This window comes from Rhizobium terrae (assembly GCF_003425685.1).
Lineage (GTDB): Bacteria > Pseudomonadota > Alphaproteobacteria > Rhizobiales > Rhizobiaceae > Neorhizobium > Neorhizobium terrae.
In genome coordinates this window covers 1-2,875 of sequence record NZ_QJKM01000058.1, presented here as the reverse complement: position 1 = coordinate 2,875, position 2,875 = coordinate 1, and the positions used below count along the sequence as shown (strand labels likewise).

Here is a 2,875-nt window from a genome sequence, read left to right as displayed (position 1 = left end):
AGGCCTGCCGTCGCTATCGACAACACGCTCGACGGCAATTTGACGTAGCGGCTCCGGACAAGGCCTGGGTCACGGACATCACCTACATCCGGACCTGCGAAGGTTTTTGCTTATTTGGCCATCGTCATCGATCTCTACTCCCGCAGGGTCATCGGCTGGGTGATGCAGACCGCCAAACCACGGACGTCGTATTGCAGGCCCTGCTCATGGCGGTTGGGCGACGCAAACCGAAGGACAAGGTACTGATCCACTCGGATCAGGGTTCGCAATTCACCAGCATGGGCTAGGCTTCGTTCCTCAGGCATCACAATCTGGTTCACTCGATGAGCCGACGCGGCAACTGCCATGACAATGCGGTAGCCGAGAGCTTCTTCAATCTTCTGAAGCGAGAAAGGATACGCCGCAGGGTTTACCATTCACCCGATGAAGCTCGCCAAGAGGCATTCGACTACATCGAAATGTCTACAACCCGAAACGCAAACACGTCAGGAACGGGATGCTGTCGCCCGTCGAGTTCGAGAAGCAGCAGAAAATCTAACCCGAGGGGGTCTACGAAACGCGGGGCTATTCAGACGTCATGATCGAGCGCTTCCTGGCAGGCAGCCTCGACGGCCGCAAGACCGTCGTCGGGAACACAGCCGAGGATGGTGACCATTTGCCGATCACCGTCAAGAACGCTCTTCAGCCGCCGGCGCACTTTCTCCATCGGGGCCGGGAAAACCCATTCCCGGAAAGGCGCACCGTTGCGCAGAGCACCGGGTTTGCGAGCCAGAACGGGGACATAATGCCAGGGATCGTAGATCGTCTCGCCCGAAAGCAACCAGGATGCTCACCGACCACGCGTTGGCAGGATCGATCTTTGGCTGCGCAAGATGGAGGCGGACACCAGTCCCGTTGACGCCGACCTGGTGGATCTGGTGACACTGGCTTGGTTGACCTACGGCAAGGGTCGGCATCCGGCCGCTTTGAACTTTGCCAGTCGCCGCTCCTACGCTTTGGCAGAACGCGCAGACGAACCGCTGCCTTTCATGGGCAAGGGCTTTGCCCCGACGGATATCGAGGCGGCGCAAGATGGCTGACGACGTTCAGAAATCATCGACAGCCTCTAACGCTGGTAGCTACTTTTCAACAAAGAGGGGCTCAAAGCCCACCTGAAACGGTTGTGATTGTTGCCGTGACAAAGCCTGCGCCAGGCGACGCCAGCCACAGCGCCGCTCGTGCGATGTCGACTGGCTCGGCAATACGCCCCATAGGCGTGATGGCGGCGATACGGGCTGGCCGTTCGGGATTGCCGCCTTCGGTGTGAATACGCGTGTTGGTCGTGCCAACTCGAATGGCGTTGACGCGAATCCCTTCCGGAGCCAGTTCCTTGCCGGAGCCATAGGTGATCGACTCCACCGCGCCCTTGCTGGCGGCATATTGGATGTATTCGTTCGGACTACCGAGATATGCCGCGAGGGACGACATATTGACGATCGCCCCGCCCGTGCCGCCCTGCCTTGTAGACATGCGCTTGGTTGCCTCCTGGATGCAATAGACCAACCCGAAGACATTGATCTGGAAGGTCCTCTCAAGAGCTTCTGGCTCCAGATCCAAAAGCTTTCCAGCCTTGCCGATGATGCCGGCATTGTTGATGAGGCACGAAACCCTCCCGAGCCGCGCGTCGCATTGTGCAAAGAGCTCGAGAACGTCATACCGATTGCCAACATCGCCACGCACGGCAATGGCACGGGCACCTTGACCCTCGCAGGCTTCGACAACCTCGGCCGCGGCTGCATCGTCAGAAAGGTAGCTGATACAGATGTCGTATCCCTCTGATGCAAAGAGCCTTGCCGTAGCAGCGCCGATACCGTGGCTTGCGCCAGTGATGATACAGATGGGTCTCATCTGAAGACTCCCAATAAATAGTACCTTGATAGCCACCACAGGGGACTACCAGGCTTAGTTAGTAAACCGCCTCGATGATCTCCGCGTAGTCGGCGGCGCTCAAGGGGCGGGGATTGGTCGTATGGCTATGGTCAGCCAGGGCGCGCTCACAAACCCGCGGCAACAATTCCCGGCGTCATCTACGATCAGTGGCTTTGACAGGCCAACCTCTGACATCACCTGAGGAAGTGTGGTTGCTGCCCCCGCCCCAAAGTTCACTGTCGTCAGGTAATTGACTACGTCCAAGGCGCTTCCTCTCGCAAAAACCCATATCGTCATTCTTGGCCCATATTATGGGCGTTGCGTCCATTTTATAGATAGCTACGCAAGATGACCGTGGTTTGTCAAGGTTAACAATGCATCTCTGCACCGGTACCATGAATAGCCCCGCGTTTCGTAGACCCCCTCGGGTTAGATTTTCTGCTGCTTCTCGAACTCGACGGGCGACAGCATCCCGTTCCTGACGTGTTTGCGTTTCGGGTTGTAGAACATTTCGATGTAGTCGAATGCGTCTTGGCGAGCTTCATCGGGTGAATGGTAAACCCTGCGGCGTATCCTTTCTCGCTTCAGAAGATTGAAGAAGCTCTCGGCTACCGCATTGTCATGGCAGTTGCCGCGTCGGCTCATCGAGTGAACCAGATTGTGATGCCTGAGGAACGAAGCCTAGTCCATGCTGGTGAATTGCGAACCCTGATCCGAGTGGATCAGTACCTTGTCCTTCGGTTTGCGTCGCCCAACCGCCATGAGCAGGGCCTGCAATACGACGTCCGTGGTTTGGCGGTCTGCATCACCCAGCCGATGACCCTGCGGGAGTAGAGATCGATGACGATGGCCAAATAAGCAAAACCTTCGCAGGTCCGGATGTAGGTGATGTCCGTGACCCAGGCCTTGTCCGGAGCCGCTACGTCAAATTGCCGTCGAGCGTGTTGTCGATAGCGACGGCAGGCCT

The 2,875-nt window shown here is 57.5% G+C and carries 2 protein-coding genes and 3 pseudogenes; 2 read left to right on the top strand and 3 right to left on the bottom strand.

What is annotated here, in order from left to right; translation table 11 throughout:
- Positions 1-538 (top strand): annotated as a pseudogene (locus tag DMO26_RS33265) (IS3 family transposase); the annotation flags it as partial.
- A 33-nt stretch (positions 539-571) separates the two neighbouring features.
- Here the strand turns inward: DMO26_RS33265 and DMO26_RS33260 are convergent.
- Positions 572-811, bottom strand: a pseudogene (locus DMO26_RS33260) (IS21 family transposase); the annotation flags it as partial.
- 61 nt (positions 812-872) lie between these two features.
- Between DMO26_RS33260 and DMO26_RS33255 the strand changes: the two are divergent.
- Positions 873-1,079, top strand: a complete 207-nt coding sequence (locus DMO26_RS33255) for a type II toxin-antitoxin system VapC family toxin (RefSeq protein ID WP_226951522.1) — start codon at positions 873-875, stop codon at positions 1,077-1,079.
- A 61-nt stretch (positions 1,080-1,140) separates the two neighbouring features.
- On the opposite strand, the gene DMO26_RS33250 is transcribed toward DMO26_RS33255, so the two are convergent.
- Complete coding sequence (locus tag DMO26_RS33250) at positions 1,141-1,887, bottom strand: SDR family oxidoreductase (RefSeq protein WP_117196518.1); 747 nt, start codon at positions 1,885-1,887, stop codon at positions 1,141-1,143.
- Positions 1,888-2,337: 450 nt separating this feature from the next.
- A pseudogene (locus tag DMO26_RS33245) lies at positions 2,338-2,875 on the bottom strand (IS3 family transposase); the annotation flags it as partial.